Source organism: Maribacter litoralis, from assembly GCF_003075045.1.
Classification (GTDB): domain Bacteria; phylum Bacteroidota; class Bacteroidia; order Flavobacteriales; family Flavobacteriaceae; genus Maribacter; species Maribacter litoralis.
In genome coordinates this window covers 248568-268968 of record NZ_QCZD01000003.1, presented here as the reverse complement: position 1 = coordinate 268968, position 20401 = coordinate 248568, and the positions used below count along the sequence as shown (strand labels likewise).

Sequence of the window (20401 nt, the reverse complement as noted above, 5' to 3'; positions counted from 1 at the left end):
ATGAAAACCTATATCGCATTTCTTCGGGGAATCAATGTTAGTGGAAAGAATAAAGTTCCAATGGCTGAGCTAAAAGAGTTGCTCGTTGACCAAGAATTAAAAGAGGTGGAAACTTATATTCAAAGCGGGAATGTGGTTTTTAAAAGTGAATTGAACAATAATAAAGAATTGGAAAAGCAGATAAAAGCTGCGATTTTGAGGCATTTTGAATTTAATGTTCCTGTAATAGTGAAGACGGTAGATCAGGTGAAAGTAATTTTAAATCAAAATCCCTTTAAAACAGATGATGAAAACTTGCGAAAGCAAAATTACTATGTTCTTCTAAATGAACAACCAAAACAGGAAGCGGTAGAAAAGTTCAAATTAGAGAACTTTGTAAATGAAGAGTTTTATATTACAGGTAATTGTGTTTATCTAAAATGTAATGCAGGATATGGTAAAGCAAAATTGAATAATAATCTTGTAGAGCGTAAGTTGAAAGTTGAGGCAACTACTAGAAATTACAGGACAATGAGTAAGCTTATAGAGCTCTCCAGTTAGTTCAATTCCCATATTTTAAAATTTAAGGCCGTGGCAAAACAGACCCATAGGAAATAAGGAGTTAAAAGATACGCTGCAAATTTACTCACTACTTTAAACCATTTTATGGTTAGGGCTAGTACAATTAGAAGTGCTATTATGATCAATAAAGCCAATAAGGGTTGTTTTAACCCAAAGAACATAATACTCCATAGACCATTTAAAAGAAGTTGAAATCCGAAATGATAGAGTCCGGTCTTAACCCATTTGTGATGAAATCCTTTGGCCCAAACCCATCCTGCCGAAATACCCATCATGATATATAACACGCTCCAAACGGGGGCGAAAACCCAATTGGGAGGGTTAAAACTTGGTTTGTTCAATGTCATGTACCAACCGTTTACCGAGCTTTGTGTTACAACACTGCTCAAAAACCCTATGGTTGAACAAATTACAATGCCAATTAATATATACGTAAGCTTTCTTTTCAATTGGTTGGTGTTTAGCTCTAAAATAAGGATTTATTTTTATTGATAGACCTAAAAACTATATTTGCACAAATTCAAAATTCAATGTCAGAAAAAGATTTTATTCCAGTATCATATATAACATTGAAAGAAAAGGGTGTGGTTGGTTATTCATCACCCAGTAATATTGCATTGATCAAGTATTGGGGTAAAAGGGAAAATCAAATTCCTGCCAATCCGTCTATAAGTTTTACCCTTGCCGCTTGTATGACAAAAACCAGTGTTGAGTACCAAAAGAAAGCCCAAAAAAATGATGAGTTTTCTTTTGAACTTTTTTTTGAGGGAGAGGCAAAAGAAGAATTTAAACCAAAAATTAAAACCTTTTTAAAAAGGATAGAGGTATATCTACCTTTTTTAAAAGACTATCATTTGGTGATACGAACATCAAATACTTTTCCTCATAGTAGTGGTATTGCTTCATCTGCCAGTGGTATGTCTGCTTTGGCACTATGTTTTATGGAAATGGAAAGGTCATTTTCTGCACCTATTACAGATGAGTTTTTTAATAGAAAAGTATCATTTCTGGCCCGACTAGGTTCGGGTAGCGCATGTCGTAGCATTGAAGGTCCTTTGGTTCAGTGGGGAGAAACAGCTTCGGTTAAGGGTAGTTCAAACCTATTTGGCATTAAATATCCTTATAAAGTACATAAAGTATTCAATAATTTTCATGATACCATTTTATTGGTAGATAAAGGCGAGAAGCAAGTAAGCAGTACCGTAGGTCATGAGCTTATGCATGGGCATCCATTTGCATCACAAAGATTTGATCAAGCTCATGATAATTTAGAAAAGCTCGGCCTTGTTTTGGCAGATGGTAATTTAAAAGATTTTATAAGAATCGTTGAAAGTGAGGCCCTTACTTTACATGCAATGATGATGACCAGTAATCCTTATTTTATATTGATGAAGCCTAATACCCTTTCTATCATTAATGAGATTTGGAAATTTAGGGAAGAAAGTAAAACCCATGTTTGTTTTACATTAGATGCAGGGGCAAATGTACATGTGTTATATCCTGAAAATGAAAAAGATATCGTTTTTCCGTTTATAAAAGAGAAGTTAATTTCTTTTTGTCAAAATGGGCAGTATATTTGTGATCGAATTGGTCTGGGGGCTAAGAAGTTGTAGTTGGGTTGCACACTATATATTTGTAAAATGCGTTGATTAATGAACGGTTTTGTAATTTTGTTTAACCTTTTTGGGTAAAACGTTCAACTTTATATGTTTCTTTGACTATATTTATATAAGTATAATGTTCGCTTAGTTTTTAAAAATGAAAGGACCTTTATTTTATTCAAAAATTCTTCTCTTTGGGGAATACGGCATCATTAAAGATTCCAAAGGATTATCCATTCCTTATAACTTTTACAAAGGAGCCTTAAAATCCGATGCGGGTGTATCTAAAGAAGCATCGGCATCTAATAAAAGTTTAGAAGCGTTCGCTATTTATTTGGAAAAATTAACCACAGATGATCCTCAATTGGTTTCGTTTGATCTTGAAGTATTAAAGGCAGATGTGGCTGCAGGTATGTATTTTGATAGTTCAATACCACAAGGCTACGGTGTAGGTAGTAGTGGTGCATTAGTAGCTGCTATTTACGATAAGTATGCGCAGAACAAAATAACGGTACTTGAAAATTTAACAAGAGAAAAATTACTGAAGCTTAAAACGATATTCGGTAAAATGGAATCGTTTTTTCATGGTAAGTCTTCAGGACTTGATCCTTTGAACAGTTACCTAAGTTTGCCTATCCTTATCAATTCAAAAGACAATATAGAGTCAACAAGTATTCCATCACAGAACGCAGAAGGTAAGGGAGCCGTGTTTTTATTGGATAGCGGTATTATTGGCGAAACCGCACCAATGGTTCAAATTTTCATGGAACAAATGAAAAATGATGGTTTTAGAAGTATGCTAAAGAATCAGTTTATTAAGCATACCGATGCTTGTGTAGAAGATTTTGTTAGTGGTAATATAAAATCATTGTTCGGTAATTTAAAGCAGTTATCGCATGTTGTTTTAGATAACTTTAAGCCAATGATACCGGCAAAGTTCCATGATTTATGGAAAAAAGGTATAGATACCAATGAGTATTACCTAAAGCTTTGTGGTTCAGGTGGTGGAGGCTACATTCTTGGTTTTACCGAAGATTTTGAAAAAGCTAAAACTGCGTTAAAAGATTATAAACTTGAAGTAGTTTATAATTTTTAGGTAATTTCCAAAATGCTTAATAGAAAAAATAAACTCTTACTTTTAAAGGTATTGAGTCTGTTTTCAGTGGTTAGAGGGTATAATATTCTTGTTATAGCCCTCGCTCAGTACTTGGCATCCATTTATATTCTTGCCCCAGAGCTACCTGTTCGTAGTGTAGTTCTAGATCTTAATCTATTTGTTATTGTTTTGGCATCTGCATTGGTAATTGCGGGTGGATATATTATCAATAACTTTTATGATGCTGAAAAAGACCTTATAAATAAGCCAAGAAAAAGTATGCTAGACCGTTTGGTAAGCCAACGATTTAAGCTGACCACATATTTTGTACTGAATTTTATTGCGGTATTTGCCGCTAGCTATGTGTCTTTTAAAGCTGTTTTCTTTTTCTCATCCTATATTTTCGGTATTTGGATCTATTCCCATAAACTTAAGAGAATTCCTTTTTTAGGAAATTTTATTTCGGCCACTTTAGCAATTACACCTTTTTTTGTGGTATTCGTATATTATAAGAATTTACAAGCGGTAATATTTGTACATGCAGTATTCCTATTTCTACTGATTCTTGCCCGCGAAATAGTTAAGGATTTGGAAAATATTTCTGGAGATTTGGCACAGAATTATAGAACTATTCCTATCATTTATGGGGCTCGTACAGCAAAACTTTTGATATCGTTTTTAATTTTTTTGACATTGGTGCCCTCATTACTGTTGATTTTTAGGTTCGATGTGGGTCATATGAATTTCTATTTCGTTTTTTGTGTACTACTGCTACTGTTGTTTATAATGATGTTATTCAAGGCAAAGGCACGTAAAGACTATGTTTGGCTTCATAATATTATCAAATTGATCATTGTAATGGGCGTATTCAGCATTCTTCTAATAGACATAGACCTTGTTTTAAATAGAATAGTGTAGTTGTTGGTAATATGTTTCATATAACTATTTGAACCGCAATGCAATTTGCTACCTTTGTGCAAAATTGGTACAATTATGAGTAGGGATGATTCTAGTAGAGGTAAGAAACCGTCAGGCAGGCAAGGAGGTAATTTTAAAAAGAAGAGCTACGCCCGAGGTAATTCGCCCATTAAGAAAAATACAACGGCAAGTAAGCCGCAAGATCCAAATTCAATTCGACTAAATAAATACGTGGCCAACTCTGGGGTTTGCTCTAGAAGAGATGCCGATATTTATATAGCGGCAGGTAGCGTTACGGTGAACGGAAAACCTATTACAGAAATGGGTTATAAAGTCAAATTGAGCGATGAGGTAAAATTTGATGGTCAACTTTTGAATCCTGTTAAAAGGGAGTACGTTCTTTTAAATAAGCCGAAAGACTTTGTAACCACTATTCGTGATGATAGAGGTAAAAGACACGTTTCTGGGTTAATATCAAGTGCTTCTAAGTCAAAATTACTACCTGTAGATAAATTGGAAAAGGAACATACCGGTTTACTTTTGTTTACCAATGATGGTAATATGACCAAGACTCTAAAGAGCCCTATAAATGGTCTACGAAAGATATATCATTTAGTTCTTGAGCAAGAATTGCGTAGTGCCGATTTGAAGAAAATACAAGAAGGTGTTGTCGTAGATGAGAAAGTTGTACGTGTACAAGATATTAGTTTCATTGCCGATGCTCCAAAAAGAGAAGTTGGTATTGAAATTTACAGCTCTAGAAATAAAATTGTAGAGCGTTTGTTCGAAACCTTAGGATATAAAATCCAAAAATTGGATAGAGTAGTATATGGTGGTCTTACCAAAAAAGATTTACCAAGGGGACACTGGAGGTATTTGACCGATCAAGAAGTTATTAATTTTAAGATGATCAAATAATACATGCTCCTTGTCTATGTAAAGGCTAGAGGATATGAAATTATTTCAGTGTACCAATTGTAAGAATACGGTTTTTTTTGAAAACAATAAATGTTTAAACTGTAGTTTTAAACTAGGGTATTCATGGTATTATAATAAAATTGTTTCATTAGATCCTAGTGTCGGCTCATGGCAGGTAGAGGAGTTAGATGGCAAGACTTACGAATATTGCGAGAATTACAATCACAAGGTCTGTAATTGGTTGGTTGATGTTTCGAGAGGACGTAAATTTTGCCTGGCTTGTACTTTAAACCGAACCATACCACATCTTTTAGATGATGACAACTTAGAAAAGTGGAAACATATCGAAATTGCCAAACATCGATTGGTATATCAGCTACTACGTTTTCGGCTTCCTGTAGTTAGAAAAACAAAAGATGCCATAGATGGTTTTTGCTTTGATTTTTTAGCAAAAGATGATTTACCAGAAGAATCTAAAGATTTAAAAACCGGACATGCGAATGGCGTAATTACGCTCTTAATATCTGAAGCAGATCCTGTTGTTCGAGAACAGATCAAGCAGCAAATGGCTGAACGTTATAGAACTTTATTAGGGCATTTTAGGCATGAAGTGGGGCATTATTTTTGGGATTTGCTCATTAGGGACAACCCCGATGTTTTGGTGGAATTCAGGAATATATTTGGCGATGAATCTCAATCTTATGCAGATGCATTGGCCAATCATTATAATAATGGTCCAAAAGTGCATTGGCAGCAAAGTTATATTAGTAAATACGCATCATCTCACCCATGGGAAGATTGGGCAGAAACATGGTCTCATTACTTACACCTTACCGATGTTTTGGAGACGGCCTATAATTTCGGACTCAGCTCTGATCCCAAGATAACTGCGAAGAAAAACCTAAAAATGAACGCAGGTTTTGACCCATATAAAGTAAAGGATTTTAAAAAAATAATGGATACCGGTATTCCGCTGTTATTTGCCTTGAACAGTATGAATCGTTCAATGGGGGAAGATGATCCTTATCCGTTTGTGATTTCAAAACCTGTTGAGAAAAAATTAGAGTTCATTCATAAATTGTTAAAAGGTGTTTAATCTCTACTAAACCCTTGGCCAAAAAAATAAGATGCAGTACTAACATGGTTGTTTCCCTATTGGTGGTTAAACTGTAACCGTGGGTTGCGTTATAACTTTTAAAATTATAGTAGTAGTCTTAAGAGATAGTATTTTTTTGGATTGAATCACTGCAAAAAAAGTTTCCAAAGTATTTTTAGGAATAGTGTAAACCGATTGATGCATGTCTGCTGAACCTAAGAATAACATATCTAAATTTAAATTATCTCATCTACCTAAACTATTGGTAAAAACCTTTAAAGGGTGGATGGAAAAAGAGCCCTTTCAAATTAGTGCTGTTATCGCCTATTATGCCATTTTATCGTTACCTGGTTTACTTATTTTAATTTTAGAATTGGTAGGAGGTATATGGGGTAAGGAAATAGTACAGGGTGAGTTATTCGCAGAGATTTCATCGGCAATGGGTCCGGATACAGCGCAATCTATTCAAGATATAATAAAGAATCAAGGCAACCAGCAGACCTCTCTGGTAGCAACGCTATTAGGTGTCGGAGTACTTATTTATGGTGCAACCGGGGTGTTTTATCAATTGCAAAATGCACTAAATGATATTTGGGAAACAAAACCTAAATACTCCAATGAGTTTTTATCTACGCTGTTTATGCGCTTAAAAGGCTTTGGGTTCATTTTGATTATCGGGTTTTTATTATTGGTCAGTTTTGTATTGACCTCATTGTTGTCGGCATTTTCTACTCAACTTTCTAGATTATTACCAGAAGGTATGCTAGAACTTGGTTTTGTAATAGATTTAATTTTATCCTTAGGGTTTATTTACTTGTTGTTTGGGGCTATGTTCAAATATTTGCCGAGTACCCGTGTGCGATGGAAAGCGGTAAAAGTTGGAGCGGCGTTAACGGCAATCTTATTTTTAATAGGTAAATATGCGTTGGCATTTTATTTTGGTAAAGCAGAACCCGGCTCTACCTATGGCGCGGCCGGGAGTATTATTTTGGTAATGCTCTGGGTTTCTTATTCCAGTCTCATTGTTACATTTGGAGCACAATTCACCAAAATTTATTCAGATAAGTATGTAAAGGTTAACTAAGCTTTTTCATTTTATCATGAATTTCTTTCAAGCATAAATTACCTAAGCTACCCTCGTGGGTGTGGTGAATATCTCTCTTAGGAGTAAATGTACCTTCATTGATTTCCATTCCCATTTTTTTGTAGGCATCCCTAAATGGCATTCCACTTTGTACCAACTCGTTTAAGGTATCTACACTGAATAAATAATCATATTTAGGATCGTCTAGAATACTGTCGTTCACCTTAATTTCTTTTAAACTAAAGGTTAAAATTTCTAAACATGCTTTCATATCCTGTATTGCAGGAACAATGATTTCTTTCACCAATTGTAAATCTCTATGGTATCCACTTGGTAAATTGTTGATGACCAAGGTCAATTGATTAGGAATGGATTGTAGTTTGTTGCACTTGCCCCTTACCAATTCAAAAACGTCGGGGTTTTTCTTATGTGGCATAATGCTAGAACCTGTGGTCAACTCATCTGGAAATGAGATAAAATCAAAATTCTGACTCATATACAAACAGATATCCATAGCCATTTTAGATAAAGTCGCGGCAATATTGGCAATACCAAAGGCTGCTGCTTTTTCTGCTTTTCCTCTACTCATTTGTGCGGCAACTACATTGTACTTCATAGTTTCAAAACCCATTTCTTCGGTAGTGAAGCTACGGTCTATGGCAAAAGAACTACCATAACCAGCGGCACTACCTAACGGATTTTGGTCGGCAACCTTATAGGCGGCTTCAATAAAATAAAGGTCATCTATTAAACTCTCTGCATAGGCGGAAAACCATAGTCCGAATGAGGAAGGCATTGCAATCTGTAAATGCGTGTACCCAGGTAACATTACATCTTTATGCTCTTGTGCCTTAACCAGTAAAAGGTTGAAAAGCGATTTGGTCATCGACTTAATTTCGGTCAATTCATCCTTTAGGTATAAATGCATTGCCACAAGAACCTGGTCGTTTCTTGAACGTGCCGTATGTATTTTTTTACCGGTATCACCTAAGCTTAGGGTAAGCATGTATTCAATTTTAGAATGCATGTCTTCAAAAGAATTTTCTATAGAAAAGGTCCCTTTTTCTATACGTGCCGCAATATTGTCCAACTCATTTACAAGCTCAACAGTTTCTTTAGGAGAAATCAATCCTATTTTACCAAGCATTTTGGCGTGTGCCTTAGATGCAATAACATCATACTTTACCAGAAGCAAGTCTAGTTCCCTATCATTGCCAACAGTAAAATGATCAATCTTTTTATCAGTGCTAAATCCTTTATCCCAGAGTTTCATAATTCAAGTGTCAAATTCAAGTGTCAAGCTCAAGTATCAAGCTCAAAACATAATTGATTTTTAATTTATAATTAGCCGCACGCTTAGTGCAGAAATCCTTTTAATATTTTAATATACAAATCTATGCCTTCTTCTATTTCATTCACATAGATAAATTCATTGGCAGAGTGGGAGCGTGTACTGTCACCAGGTCCCAATTTTAACGATTGGCAACTTAACGCCGCTTGATCGGATAATGTAGGCGAGCCATATGTAGTTCTACCCAATGCAATGCCAGATTGTACCAACGGGTGATCTTTATCTATTTTAGATGAATTTAAACGTAAAGATCGTTCCTTTAATTCGCATGGCGCATCCTTCTTTAGTAAATCTGCTATTTCTTTATTACTATAAGAATCGTTTACACGAACATCTACCACTAAATCTACTTGTGCTGGTACTACATTGTGTTGTTTACCTGCGTTAATTTGTGTAACTGTCATTTTTACATCGCCCAATGCTTCAGAGGTCTTTTCAAATGTATAGTTCTTGAACCATTCCAGTACTTTAATGGTATTGTAAATGGAATTATCGTTGTTAGGATGCGCAGCATGGGAAGGAGTCCCCTTAACTACAGCATCAAAAACCACCAATCCTTTTTCTGCGATTGCAAGTTGCATCAATGTAGGCTCACCAACTATAGCCACATCAATGTGTGGAAGTTTAGGCAATAAGCCACGTAAGCTATTTTCACCGGCATTCTCCTCTTCGGCAGAGGCTACCATTAAAATGTTATGGTTGAGGTCTTCAGATTCGTAATAGGTAACAAAAGTTGCCAAAAGCGAAACCAACGGTCCGCCGGCATCATTGCTTCCCAATCCAAATAATTTGCCATCTTCTATATGCGGGTGAAATGGATCTTTGGTATAAGCAGAATTTGGTTTAACCGTGTCGTGGTGCGAGTTCAATAGCAAGGTCGGTTTTGAGTCGTCCCAGTATTTATTTTTCGCAATAATATTGTTGAGATCACGCTCGGTAGGTATGTTAAATGTTGCCAACCAAGCTTGTATGGCATCGGCTGTTTTATCTTCCTCTTTTGAAAATGATTCTATTGAAATAAGTTCTTTCAATAATGTGATAGCACTTTCCGTAAGTTCTTTTTGGTTCATCTTATAATTTTATGGTCGTGAACAGTTCTGTTTCTTTATCGAGCATGGTAACATCGCCTAAACATACTTTTGACACGCTATTGTTCAGCGCATGAAAGCAATTGTGCAGTTTTGGCAGCATTCCGTCCGCAATGATACCGTCAGATAAAAGCTCTTGGTAGGTGTCGGAATCAATGTGTTTAACTACACTGTTCTCATCTGCGATATCCATTAAAACCCCTTTTTTCTCAAAGCAATAATACAATGTTGTTTCATAGCTAGATGCCATACCAATTGCAATTTCAGAAGCAATGGTATCTGCATTCGTATTTAATAATTGTCCGGCTCCATCATGAGATAAGGCGCAGAAAATAGGCGTTAAATCGGCGGATAAAAGCTTGGTCAGTAAACCTGAATTTACACCATCAATATCACCAACAAATCCGTAATCAATTTCCTTAACGGGACGTTTATGCGCTTGTATACTATTGCCATCCGCACCACTTAAGCCAATAGCATTTGTGTTTTTAGCCTGTAGTTGAGCAACAATTTTCTTGTTTGCCAAACCGCCATAGACCATGGTAATGATATCTGCGGTTTCGCCATCGGTAATACGCCTACCATCTATCATTTTAGATTCAATACCAAGTTTAGTAGCCAATTGTGTAGCCAATTTACCACCACCGTGTACTAATATTTTTAATCCTTCAAGTTTAGAAAAAGTAGTAAGAAAAACGTCTAAAGCTTTTTCATCTTCTATGACATTGCCACCAATTTTTACAACACTTAATTTATTTTTCATAATCGGAAAATTTAAACATGAGTACCATGGCAATTATGAGAATAAGATTACTGACCGGACCCATATAGGTTTTCCAGTGCGCAGTACTATGGTCTATATTAACCATATTGGCTACAAATAGAATGAATGCAAATAAAGCGATGCCAATGTAAATCCACTTATTAATTTTCATTGCTTTCCAATATTTTCTTTAATACTAATTGGGCAGCGTACGTTCTGTTATTCGCTTGTTCTATAACCAAAGACTGGTCGCTGTCTAAAACCTCATCAGCCACAACTACGTTTCTACGAACAGGAAGGCAATGCATAAATTTAGCTTTCCCTAGTTTTTTAAGAGTCATTTTCCAATTAGTATCTTGAGATTTTATTTGACCATAATTAGTATAACTGCTCCAGTTTTTTACGTACACAAAATCTGCATTTTCCAAAGCCTTTTCTTGATCGTGCTCAATAGTGCAATCTTTTGTGATGTTGGGGTCTAACTCATAACCCTCTGGGTGTGTAATTATAAATTCAGCATTTTGCTTTTGCATCATCTGTACGAATGAATTGGCAACGGCATGTGGTAATGCCTTAGGGTGTGGTGCCCAAGATAAGACCACTTTTGGGTTGTTCTTGAAATTATGTTCTTCTAGCGTAATGGCATCTGTAAGTGCCTGTAACGGATGCCCAACGGAGCTTTCCATATTCACGATAGGGACGGAAGCATATTCTTTAAATCCGCTCAAAACTTGTTCGGCTTCATCCAGCTCCTTATCTACCAATCCTGCAAACGCACGAATGGCAATAATATCACAATATTGAGAAATTACTTGTGCAGCTTCTTTAATATGCTCAGAAGTACCTTGGTCCATAACAGTACCATTAGCATATTCAAGCGCCCAACCTTCACTGCCAAAATTCATAACAATAACTTCCATGCCCAAGTTCATAGCAGCTTTTTGGGTGCTTAAGCGGGTTCGTAGCGAGTTGTTAAAAAATAAAAGGCCAATAGTTTTGTCTTTACCTAATTCTTTGAATTTTTTAGGCTGTTTTTTAAGTGATATGGCTTCTTTTACCCAGTTGGATAGAACGTCTATGTCGTTTATTGAAAGGTAATTCATGATGCTTTAATTTTTGTAAATGTGCTTTTGTTTTTAATGGCCTCAGTAATAAAATTATCGTTTAAGCCATTGGTGATCCAGGTTTCTATACCGGCTTTTTGTGCAATGGTGGCTGCGTCTATTTTTGATTGCATTCCGCCAGTACCGTGGGTAGATTTAGATTCCCCTATTTCTTTGACTAATTCGGTTAGGTCTGAAACTGCTTCTATTGTTTTTGGCGAAGAAGTCGTTAAGGACGATTTTGTATAAATTCCGTCAGTATTCGTTGCGATGATAAGAATATCTGCGGATAAAAGAGATGCGGTCAATCCGGCTAACTTATCATTATCTCCAAATTTGATTTCATCGGTTGCCACCGTATCGTTTTCATTGATGATAGGAATGAAATTGTTGGCCACAAGAACATTGATGGTATTTTTAATATTTATTCTTGTTCGCTCTTTTTCAAAGTCGGAATACGATAATAAACATTGGGAGGTGAACAAACCCAATTCCCTAAAATTTTCTTGAAATATACGCATGAGGTGAGGCTGACCTATTGATGCCAATGCTTGTTTTACATTGATATCCTCTCCATTATGTTCAATTTTAACGAATTGCTTTGCGGCAGCAATAGCCCCTGAACTTACGATAATGAATTCGTATTGATCTTTTAATGCTGCTATTTGCCTGCCAATATCCTCAATTTTACCGCGAGAGATATGATCGGTATCTTTCGTTAAGGTATTGGAACCTAATTTCAATAAAATTCTTTTTTTCAACATGCTAATTCTAATTTTGTTAGGCTAAATTTTATTCTTTCCTAACTCCTAACTCCTAACTCCTAACTCCTAACTCCTAACTCCTAACTACCTTACCTGTCCATTCCCTTTTACATACCATTTATTGGTTACTAAATGCTGTAATCCAATTGGTCCGCGTTGGTGTAATTTATCTGTACTTATCGCAAGTTCACCGCCTAGTCCAAACTGCCCACCATCGGTAAAACGTGTAGATGCATTATGGTATATTGCAGCCGTGTCAACTGATTGCATAAAAATATCAGCCTCCTCTTCATTTTTGGTAATAATGGAAGCGGAGTGACCACCGCCGTACGTATTGATTAGCTGTATGGCCTCGTCCACATTTGGCACTTGCCCCAGTACTATTTTATAATCTAAAAATTCTTCGTACCAAACGGATTCATCTTCCATTTGTGAAGTGCCTTCCAAACCTGCAAGTTTGGCATCGGTCAAAATTTCGACCTTATGCTTTTTTAAAGTTTGTATCAAGTGATTTAAAAATTCCACCTTGCGAGGTAAATCTCTAGATATAATTACTTTGTCCACAGCGTTGCAAGCAGATATTTTGGTGGTCTTGGCATTGATGATAACATCTAGAGCCATTTGCAAGTCCGCATCTTGAGAAACATATACAAAGTTGTTTCCTCTTCCGCTAACAATTACGGAGCATTTAGCATGTTGCTTTACAAAAGCGATTAGTTTTTCACCACCACGAGGAACGATTAAATCGAGTTTTTGCGTTGGGTTTTCTAAAAATTGTTGTGTTTCTGTTCTAGAATAATTGAGGTAGCTAACCCAATCTGTAGCACAGTTACAAGATTCTAATGCCTTGTGCCAAAGATTGACCAAAACCAAGTTAGAATTTAAAGACTCTTTACCGCCTTTTAATAATATTTTATTCCCCGATTTAAAAGCAATTCCTGCAGCCTCAATAGTAACATCCGGTCTAGATTCGTAGATGATCATGATAGTGCCAAACGGAGCTGTTTTGTTGCTGATTTCCATACCGTTATCATGGGTAAATTGAAATCGTTCTACATGCAAGGGGTCTGGTAAAGCTGCTAGTTTTTTCAAGGATGATACCATTTCAGCCACCTTTGATTTATTTACTTTTAAGCGATCTATCATGGCAATGTCTCCAGATTCAAAAGAGTTCAAATCTTTTTCATTGGCAGAGATTAAAATGGATTCCTCTTGTTGAACCAATTCTGCCATACGCTTTAATACGGCATTTCTTTTTGTGATACTAAGTGTTGTTTTCATGATAAGGCAGTCTTAAGAGCTGTGAAAAACACATCTAAATCTTGTTTGGTAATGTTCAATGCCGGTAATATTCTAAGTACCGTTTTATCTTTAGCACCACCGGTAAATAAGAAGTGCTCATGAATCAATTTTTTTCGTAGATCGGCAACCTGAAAATCAAATTCAAGTCCTAACATTAAGCCTTTACCCTTTACCCGTTTTACTTGCGGAATTTCTTTTGCTTTTTCGTTGAAATATTCGCCTAGTTCTTTAGCATTGCTAATTAGGTTTTCTTTTTCAATTACTTCTAAAACCGCCATAGTGGCTGCACAAGCCAAATGATTGCCACCGAAAGTGGTACCCAACATGCCGTATTTTGCCTTGATACTTTCGTGAATTAGAATGCCACCAACAGGAAAACCGTTGCCCATACCTTTTGCAATACTTATGATGTCCGGTTGAATATTATGGTGTTGAAATGCAAAGAATTTACCACTTCTACCAAATCCCGATTGAACTTCATCAGCAATTAATAACGCATCATTTTCTTTACATAACGATGCTACTTCCTGTAAAAATTCAGTTGTAGGTTCATCTAAACCACCAACACCTTGGATAGATTCAATAATTACGGCGCAAACATTTTTAGATATTTCCCTTTCAAAACCCTTACTGTCGTTCAGGTCAAGAAAAACAACTTCATGCTGTAAATTTATTTCTGCGTTTATAGAAGGGTTATCCGTTGTTGCTACTGCAGCAGATGTTCTACCGTGAAAACCATTGTTAAAGGCGATGATTTTAGATTTTCCCGTTACAAAAGAAGCCATTTTCAGGGCATTTTCATTAGCCTCGGCACCAGAGTTGCACATAAACAGATTGTAATCTTCACAGTTTGATGCTTCCCCCAGTTTTGCAGCCAATTCTACTTGTAACGGATTCTGTACCGCATTGCTATAAAACCCAATATTGTCCAATTGATCTTTTAAACGTTTCACATAATGTGGGTGTGTATGGCCAATGGAAATAACGGCATGTCCGCCATAGAAATCTAAATAATCCTGTCCTTGATCATCTGTAACTACAATACCTTTCGCGGAAACGGGAGTTACATTATATAATGGATAAACGTCAAATAATTTCATAGTTGAAAAGTTTCAAGTTCAAATTGAACGGGTTTGGTGCGTGTTTACTTGTTTTTGAATTCGGTAATCTTGTCGTATGATGATATAATACCACGTATTAATGATGAACTAAGTCCTTGGTGTTCCATTTCGTTTAAGCCTGTAATGGTACAGCCCATAGGTGTGGTAACACGGTCAATTTCTTCTTCAGGGTGATTGCCCGATTCAATCAATAAGCTTGCGGCACCGTTACAGGTATGCATGGCCAGCTCCTGTGCTTCTTTAGCATCAAAACCTAGTTGAATGGCACCTTGGGTAGTGGCACGTATTAAACGCATCCAAAAAGCAACACCACTTGCACATATTACGGTAGCGGCCTGCATTTGTCCTTCAGGGATTTCCATTGAATGTCCCATCCTGTTGAAAATAGCTTTTGCCAGCTCTACTCTTTTTTTGCCTTTTTCATTACTACAGATACAGGTCATTGATTTGCCTACCGAAATGGCGGTATTTGGCATGCTTCTAATAATAAAGTTGTCCTTACCGATTACAGCCTCAATTTTCTCGATACTAAATCCGGTTATGGTAGAAATGATAACATGTTTCTCGGTCAATAGGTCTTTTATACTCTCTAGAATTTCAGCAAAATGAATAGGTTGTACCGCAAAAATCAAGATATCCGAATTTTCAACGGCTAGTCTATTGTCAGTAGTAACAGTTACCTTATCATACTTTTCATAGTCCGCAATAGATTTGGTGTCCCTTTTGGTAAGGTACATGCTGGTTGCACCATTACTGTTTAGGATACCTTTTGCTATGGAAAGTCCTAAATTACCTGCACCTATAATAGCTGTTTTCATGTTTTTTGTATTAAGTAATGAGTACAAAGTATATTATAATTAATTGGTAATTAGTATACTATGCTTATAATTAAACTATATTATTTTATGCTTTATCCCTTTAAATAGATTTTTTAAATTTCCATCAACCATCAACCAAAATTTTAGCTTTGCTCAATGTCATTTATGGGTAATTGAGCGTAGCCGAAGTTAAAAAACCCCCGCTTTCAAATTCAAGCCTAAATTTTCTTCTAGACCAAAAATTAAATTCATATTCTGTACCGCTTGTCCCGATGCACCTTTTAATAAATTGTCAATCGCAGCCGTAATCAATAATACATCTTCATATTTATGTAGGTGTATGTGGCACTGATTGGTATTTACTACCTGTTTTAGATTGATGGGTTCTTCGGATATTTGTGTGAATACAGCATCCTTGTAAAAATCTTGGTATATTTTTTTTGCATCTTCTAAACTACCTTCAAATTTGGTATATGAAGTAGCTAGAATTCCACGAGTGAAATTCCCTCTATTGGGCATAAAAAATAAGTTGCCCGTGTTATCTTGTAGGGAGTGCAAACTCTCATTGATTTCACCCAAATGTTGATGCGTAAAAGGCTTGTACCAGCTTACGTTATTATTTCTCCATGAAAAATGAGAAGTCGCTGACGGACTAACACCTGCCCCGGTACTACCTGTTACTGCATTAATGTGCACTTCGTTTTCCAATAACTCAGCTTTTGCCAATGGAAGTAATGCCAATTGAATAGCGGTAGCAAAACAACCTGGGTTGGCAATATATTTTGCGTTTTCAATAGCTGTTTTGAACAATTCGGGCAAACCGTAAACAAATTGTTTGTCATTAAAATTGGCATCGGCATGCAACCTAAAATCATTACTTAAATCGATGATTACTGTATCTGAAGAAAAATCATGTGCCTTTAAAAATGCGGTGGAGTTGCCATGACCCAAACATAGAAAAACAACGTTGACATTTAAGTTGACATCACCGGTAAACTCAAGGTCGGTAATTCCCAATAAATCCGGATGCGCGGTGGTTACTTTTTTTCCAGCCCTAGTGGTACTGAATACAAAATCTATTTCCGTTGCCGGATGATTCAATAGAATACGAATAAGTTCACCACCCGTATAACCAGAACCGCCAATAATACCTGCTTTAATCATAATTTTGTTTTTTAGTAAGTAGTATTACGTATAAAGTATTAAGTACGAAGTACCTGATTTCTAAAAGTTCTTTAACTTAATACTATGTACTCTTTACTTTATACTATTCACTTCCATTTACATGGTTATATATCTTTCCTGAATTCGATAAAATCTTAATAAATCCTTTGGCGTCATCTGCAGTCCATCCTTTATTGACTTCACCATATTTACCAAAAGCATCGGTCATTAAATCGTGTTCAGACGAAATACCGTGCAACCTGAACTGAAATGGATATAGACCAACGAATACATCGCCGGATACCGTTTTTTGTGTATCGGTCAAGAAAGTTTCTATGTTACGCATTACAGCATCTAGGTAATTACCCTCGTGCAATAACATACCATAAAAATTACCTTGTTGCTCTTTTTGATATTGTTGCCATTTGGTAAGCGTGTGCTTCTCTAATAAGTGATGTGCCTTAATGATGATCAATGATGCAGGAGCTTCAAAACCAACTCTACCCTTGGTGCCAATAATAGTATCGCCAACGTGAATATCTCTACCAATGGCGTATTTAGATGCCAAAGCCTCAAGTTTTTCAATATTGGCAACGGGAGTGTCTTTTTCTCCATCAATAGCAACTAGCTCTCCTTTTTCGAATGTAAGTTTTACCTCGGTTGGATTCTTTTCTTGTAGTTGACTAGGGTAGGCGCTGTCTGGCAACGGTTTTTCAGAAGTTAGTGTTTCTTCACCACCCACAGATGTTCCCCAAAGTCCTCTGTTGATAGAATATTTAGCTTTCTCCCAAGGATAGTCTACTCCGTTTTCCTTTAGGTATGCAATTTCTTCTTCTCTCGCTAATTTGTTATCTCTAATAGGGGTGATGATTTCAATTTCGGGAGCAATGATTTGGAAAATCATATCGAAACGTACTTGGTCGTTACCGGCACCTGTACTACCGTGGGCAATATAACCTGCACCAATTTTTTTCGCATAGTTTACAATTTCTATGGCTTGCACAATACGTTCTGCACTTACAGATAGTGGGTAGGTATTGTTTTTTAGTACGTTACCAAAAATAAGGTACTTAACTACTTTGTCATAAAAGGTTTGTACGGCATCAATTGACGTGTAAGAAGTTGCGCCTAATTCAATAGATTTCTTCTCTATTTCCTTTATTTCATCCGAAGAAAATCCGCCAGTATTTACACTAACTGCATGTACTTCAAATCCTTTGTCTTTTGATAAATGTTTGGCGCAATAAGAAGTGTCCAATCCGCCGCTGTATGCTAGTACTAATTTTTTCATGATATGATGTTCGTTTCCGGCAAGCCGGGTAATTATTATTTTGGTTTGATATGGATTAGAATAGAGAGGTAAGAAAAGAGATTTTATTAAAATCAGCTATTTCATTAGTCTCAATATTTATTTTTAACCTCTATACTCTATAGGTTATTGTTTACTTTTTTCTTCTTTCTTTCTTAAAAACAAACTTTGTTTTATACTTTTTAATCTTGTAAATGCCTTACCGTTCATTTCTTTTGTTTCTTCTGCCTTTTTCTTGGAAACCGGGTCGTATAACATACCGGTACAAAGACACATTTTTTGCTCTGTTCTAGTAAGAATATCGAAGTTTTTGCAGGTTTGACATCCTTTCCAGAATTCTGGATCATCTGTCAGTTCAGAAAAGGTAACTGGTTTGTAGCCAAGTTCGTAGTTAATTTTCATAACCGCTAAACCAGTAGTAATGCCAAATATTTTAGCATCTGGAAATTTTTCCCTGCTCAGTTCGAAAATTTTTGCCTTGATTTTTTTTGCAAGTCCTTGACCCCTGTAATCTGGGTGTACGATGAGTCCGGAGTTTGCCACAAATTTCTCATGCCCCCATACCTCTATGTAGCAAAAACCAGCAAACTTGTCTCCGTCTAAAGCAAGAATAGCATTGCCGTTAGATAGTTTTCTCTGAATATATTCTGGTGTACGTTTTGCTATACCGGTACCGCGAACTTTAGCAGATTCTGCAATGGTATCACAGATGTCCTGAGCGTATTTAAAATGTGATTCGTTAGCAACAATTAAGTTCATTGCCAGTTAGATTTAAAAGTGTAAAAAAATGTTTGATTTGCTGTGCGGAAATGGACTCACCTAATTCCATAAATATATCTTACCCTTACGGGCGACGACGGCGAGACGTGAACGGGCGCGCTAGAGCCAATGGGCTCACGGTGCTATATAAAAAGTAGTTTATTTCGTTCATTACGGCGTAAATGTACAAATTATATTTATTGAACATTGCGCATAACATATTTTTTACAAAAAGTTCACTTTTTGTTACGATGTGCAACAATTTCATAAACCAAATAGCCTAATACTGAAATATATTCAAGACCTAAAAGCCATAAACTCTCTTTAAAATCTGTCTGTGAATACGCGTAATAACTAAGAACAATAGCTGCCGACCATATAATAGAGTATCTGTAAGAAGTGAAAATGGACAGTAATACTAAAAATATAATATACCATGGGTGCACCGTGGTAGATATAAAATAATAAATGGTCAATACCCACATCATGGACCAAAGGACCCTGTTTAAGTCGTATTTTTTAGGGATAAACGTAAATAGCCCTACAATGAAAATGGTGAACAAGGGAGTGATTTTACCGTATTCCTTTATGAATTCCCACGGTTTGGCATCAAAATGTACAGCAGTTTTTTTGGCAATATTATAGAGACTTGAATTGAATTCGAAATTAGAAAACCATAGTTTAATGGTTCTGCCATAATTGTCAATAAACTCGGGAGTGTTAAAAGGTAAAAATAGTATCAAAGAGGTTATGCCTATAATAGTATAGAAAACGATGCTTTTTTTCCATCCTAAGTATTTAAAGAAAAGTGGTAAAAATAGAAGTGGTACCAGTTTTATTGATATGGAACATGCTAAAACTATACCGGCAATTTTCCACTTATCTATTGATAATAAAAACATGGCCAGAATAAAGAAAAATAACATGAGTCCTTCGAAATGAAGGTTACCTGTTAGTTCCACAATTATTAACGGGTTTAAAAAATACCAGAATATTAAATGTGGAGATTTATTAAGGTTTTTTAATAGTCTTCTACCAAAATAAAACACACCGATATCTGCAAGAATTATAATTGCCCGCATCGCAAATAGAGAGCTAAAAATACTTTTACCGCCTAATAGTGCGGCCAATGCAAAAATAAGTTGGTTTAATGGTGGGTAATTACTATAATGCCTTGCGCTTAAGCTACCCATACCTTCGTACAATTCATTGGCGTTTGGTATGATCGCAGCCATGTTTTGTATGAATTCATCTGGGGTGTGCAAGTAGGGGTTGATTCCGTTGGAAACCAAATGTCCGTCCCAAATAAATCTATAGAAATCTTGAGAAAGATTGGGTTCCGCAAATAAAAAAGCCAGTCTAAAAAGGATTCCTATGCCCAATAAAAAACGAAAGTTGTGCTTTTCAAACTGTATCAGTTTAAAACAGACGAAGAAAAGAGCAACAAACAGGGTGAGCAGTTTAACAAAATCTGTTCTTGGTAAATGATATGCGAACGTATAGTAGAATACAAAACTTAGTACCGCTAAGGACAAGGAAACTCGGTGGAGTTTCAAAAAGTTTTTAAAGCTAATTGGCATTAGGG

The 20401-nt window shown here is 36.1% G+C and carries 21 protein-coding genes; 7 read left to right on the top strand and 14 right to left on the bottom strand.

Annotation, left to right across the window (positions count from 1 at the left end; translation table 11 throughout):
* On the top strand, positions 1-540 hold the full coding sequence (locus DCS95_RS12705) for a DUF1697 domain-containing protein (protein WP_116771165.1): 540 nt from the start codon (positions 1-3) through the stop codon (positions 538-540).
* Here DCS95_RS12705 and DCS95_RS12700 read toward each other — a convergent pair.
* Positions 537-1010, bottom strand: coding sequence for a TspO/MBR family protein (locus DCS95_RS12700; RefSeq protein WP_116771164.1), 474 nt, complete (start codon positions 1008-1010; stop codon positions 537-539). The genes DCS95_RS12705 and DCS95_RS12700 overlap by 4 nt on opposite strands.
* Before the next feature lie 81 nt (positions 1011-1091).
* Between DCS95_RS12700 and DCS95_RS12695 the strand changes: the two genes are divergently transcribed.
* The 6 genes from DCS95_RS12695 (at position 1092) to DCS95_RS12670 (ending at position 7274) form a co-directional block, all read left to right on the top strand.
* On the top strand, positions 1092-2174 hold the full coding sequence (locus DCS95_RS12695; RefSeq protein WP_116771163.1) for a diphosphomevalonate decarboxylase: 1083 nt from the start codon (positions 1092-1094) through the stop codon (positions 2172-2174).
* A gap of 145 nt (positions 2175-2319) precedes the next feature.
* On the top strand, positions 2320-3258 hold the full coding sequence (locus DCS95_RS12690) for a mevalonate kinase family protein (RefSeq protein ID WP_116771162.1): 939 nt from the start codon (positions 2320-2322) through the stop codon (positions 3256-3258).
* 12 nt (positions 3259-3270) lie between these two features.
* Complete coding sequence (locus DCS95_RS12685; protein WP_116771161.1) at positions 3271-4176, top strand: geranylgeranylglycerol-phosphate geranylgeranyltransferase; 906 nt, start codon at positions 3271-3273, stop codon at positions 4174-4176.
* A 75-nt stretch (positions 4177-4251) separates the two neighbouring features.
* Entirely contained in the window at positions 4252-5094 is an 843-nt protein-coding gene (locus tag DCS95_RS12680; protein WP_116771160.1) for a pseudouridine synthase, read from the top strand.
* A gap of 34 nt (positions 5095-5128) precedes the next feature.
* Positions 5129-6190, top strand: coding sequence for a zinc-binding metallopeptidase family protein (locus DCS95_RS12675; protein ID WP_116771159.1), 1062 nt, complete (start codon positions 5129-5131; stop codon positions 6188-6190).
* 202 nt (positions 6191-6392) lie between these two features.
* Positions 6393-7274 (top strand): YihY/virulence factor BrkB family protein, encoded by an 882-nt coding sequence (locus DCS95_RS12670; protein ID WP_116771158.1) that lies wholly within the window; start codon positions 6393-6395, stop codon positions 7272-7274.
* On the opposite strand, the gene argH is transcribed toward DCS95_RS12670, so the two are convergent.
* From argH to mptB, 13 genes are all read right to left on the bottom strand, one after another.
* Positions 7267-8547 (bottom strand): argininosuccinate lyase, encoded by a 1281-nt coding sequence (argH, locus tag DCS95_RS12665; protein ID WP_116771157.1) that lies wholly within the window; start codon positions 8545-8547, stop codon positions 7267-7269. The genes DCS95_RS12670 and argH overlap by 8 nt on opposite strands.
* Before the next feature lie 83 nt (positions 8548-8630).
* Complete coding sequence (locus tag DCS95_RS12660) at positions 8631-9695, bottom strand: M20 family metallo-hydrolase (protein WP_116771156.1); 1065 nt, start codon at positions 9693-9695, stop codon at positions 8631-8633.
* A 1-nt stretch (position 9696) separates the two neighbouring features.
* Positions 9697-10476 carry an acetylglutamate kinase gene (argB, locus tag DCS95_RS12655; protein ID WP_116771155.1) on the bottom strand — a complete coding sequence of 260 codons (780 nt, stop codon included), beginning with the start codon at positions 10474-10476 and terminating at the stop codon, positions 9697-9699.
* Positions 10466-10648, bottom strand: coding sequence for a hypothetical protein (locus DCS95_RS12650; protein WP_116771154.1), 183 nt, complete (start codon positions 10646-10648; stop codon positions 10466-10468). Before DCS95_RS12650 ends, argB begins: the two co-directional genes overlap by 11 nt.
* Positions 10638-11579: a Rossmann-fold NAD(P)-binding domain-containing protein gene (locus DCS95_RS12645; RefSeq protein WP_164674192.1), complete on the bottom strand. Its 942-nt coding sequence runs from the start codon at positions 11577-11579 to the stop codon at positions 10638-10640. Before DCS95_RS12645 ends, DCS95_RS12650 begins: the two co-directional genes overlap by 11 nt.
* Positions 11576-12343 carry a glutamate 5-kinase gene (proB, locus tag DCS95_RS12640; RefSeq protein ID WP_116771152.1) on the bottom strand — a complete coding sequence of 256 codons (768 nt, stop codon included), beginning with the start codon at positions 12341-12343 and terminating at the stop codon, positions 11576-11578. Before proB ends, DCS95_RS12645 begins: the two co-directional genes overlap by 4 nt.
* A gap of 84 nt (positions 12344-12427) precedes the next feature.
* Positions 12428-13624 carry a glutamate-5-semialdehyde dehydrogenase gene (locus tag DCS95_RS12635; protein ID WP_116771151.1) on the bottom strand — a complete coding sequence of 399 codons (1197 nt, stop codon included), beginning with the start codon at positions 13622-13624 and terminating at the stop codon, positions 12428-12430.
* On the bottom strand, positions 13621-14745 hold the full coding sequence (locus DCS95_RS12630) for an aspartate aminotransferase family protein (protein ID WP_116771150.1): 1125 nt from the start codon (positions 14743-14745) through the stop codon (positions 13621-13623). Before DCS95_RS12630 ends, DCS95_RS12635 begins: the two co-directional genes overlap by 4 nt.
* A gap of 44 nt (positions 14746-14789) precedes the next feature.
* A complete protein-coding gene (gene proC, locus DCS95_RS12625) occupies positions 14790-15584 on the bottom strand; it encodes a pyrroline-5-carboxylate reductase (protein ID WP_116771149.1) in 795 nt (264 codons plus the stop codon).
* A gap of 189 nt (positions 15585-15773) precedes the next feature.
* Positions 15774-16748: an N-acetyl-gamma-glutamyl-phosphate reductase gene (gene argC / locus DCS95_RS12620; RefSeq protein ID WP_116771148.1), complete on the bottom strand. Its 975-nt coding sequence runs from the start codon at positions 16746-16748 to the stop codon at positions 15774-15776.
* Between the two features lie 103 nt (positions 16749-16851).
* Positions 16852-18039, bottom strand: a complete 1188-nt coding sequence (locus tag DCS95_RS12615) for an argininosuccinate synthase (protein WP_116771147.1) — start codon at positions 18037-18039, stop codon at positions 16852-16854.
* A gap of 144 nt (positions 18040-18183) precedes the next feature.
* A complete protein-coding gene (locus tag DCS95_RS12610; protein ID WP_116771146.1) occupies positions 18184-18816 on the bottom strand; it encodes a GNAT family N-acetyltransferase in 633 nt (210 codons plus the stop codon).
* A gap of 236 nt (positions 18817-19052) precedes the next feature.
* Positions 19053-20372 (bottom strand): polyprenol phosphomannose-dependent alpha 1,6 mannosyltransferase MptB, encoded by a 1320-nt coding sequence (gene mptB, locus DCS95_RS12605; RefSeq protein ID WP_341865191.1) that lies wholly within the window; start codon positions 20370-20372, stop codon positions 19053-19055.
* Positions 20373-20401 lie beyond the last annotated feature (29 nt).

Bases quoted from the DNA above. Each gene is read 5' to 3' on its own strand.
- DCS95_RS12705 (WP_116771165.1), top strand. From the start codon at position 1: ATGAAAACCTATATCGCATTTCTTCGGGGAATCAATGTTAGTGGAAAG.
- DCS95_RS12695 (WP_116771163.1), top strand. From the start codon at position 1,092: ATGTCAGAAAAAGATTTTATTCCAGTATCATATATAACATTGAAAGAA.
- DCS95_RS12690 (WP_116771162.1), top strand. From the start codon at position 2,320: ATGAAAGGACCTTTATTTTATTCAAAAATTCTTCTCTTTGGGGAATAC.
- DCS95_RS12685 (WP_116771161.1), top strand. From the start codon at position 3,271: ATGCTTAATAGAAAAAATAAACTCTTACTTTTAAAGGTATTGAGTCTG.
- DCS95_RS12680 (WP_116771160.1), top strand. From the start codon at position 4,252: ATGAGTAGGGATGATTCTAGTAGAGGTAAGAAACCGTCAGGCAGGCAA.
- DCS95_RS12675 (WP_116771159.1), top strand. From the start codon at position 5,129: ATGAAATTATTTCAGTGTACCAATTGTAAGAATACGGTTTTTTTTGAA.
- DCS95_RS12670 (WP_116771158.1), top strand. From the start codon at position 6,393: ATGTCTGCTGAACCTAAGAATAACATATCTAAATTTAAATTATCTCAT.
- argH (WP_116771157.1), bottom strand. From the start codon at position 8,547: ATGAAACTCTGGGATAAAGGATTTAGCACTGATAAAAAGATTGATCAT.
- DCS95_RS12660 (WP_116771156.1), bottom strand. From the start codon at position 9,695: ATGAACCAAAAAGAACTTACGGAAAGTGCTATCACATTATTGAAAGAA.
- argB (WP_116771155.1), bottom strand. From the start codon at position 10,476: ATGAAAAATAAATTAAGTGTTGTAAAAATTGGTGGCAATGTCATAGAA.
- DCS95_RS12650 (WP_116771154.1), bottom strand. From the start codon at position 10,648: ATGAAAATTAATAAGTGGATTTACATTGGCATCGCTTTATTTGCATTC.
- DCS95_RS12645 (WP_164674192.1), bottom strand. From the start codon at position 11,579: ATGAATTACCTTTCAATAAACGACATAGACGTTCTATCCAACTGGGTA.
- proB (WP_116771152.1), bottom strand. From the start codon at position 12,343: ATGTTGAAAAAAAGAATTTTATTGAAATTAGGTTCCAATACCTTAACG.
- DCS95_RS12635 (WP_116771151.1), bottom strand. From the start codon at position 13,624: ATGAAAACAACACTTAGTATCACAAAAAGAAATGCCGTATTAAAGCGT.
- DCS95_RS12630 (WP_116771150.1), bottom strand. From the start codon at position 14,745: ATGAAATTATTTGACGTTTATCCATTATATAATGTAACTCCCGTTTCC.
- proC (WP_116771149.1), bottom strand. From the start codon at position 15,584: ATGAAAACAGCTATTATAGGTGCAGGTAATTTAGGACTTTCCATAGCA.
- argC (WP_116771148.1), bottom strand. From the start codon at position 16,748: ATGATTAAAGCAGGTATTATTGGCGGTTCTGGTTATACGGGTGGTGAA.
- DCS95_RS12615 (WP_116771147.1), bottom strand. From the start codon at position 18,039: ATGAAAAAATTAGTACTAGCATACAGCGGCGGATTGGACACTTCTTAT.
- DCS95_RS12610 (WP_116771146.1), bottom strand. From the start codon at position 18,816: ATGAACTTAATTGTTGCTAACGAATCACATTTTAAATACGCTCAGGAC.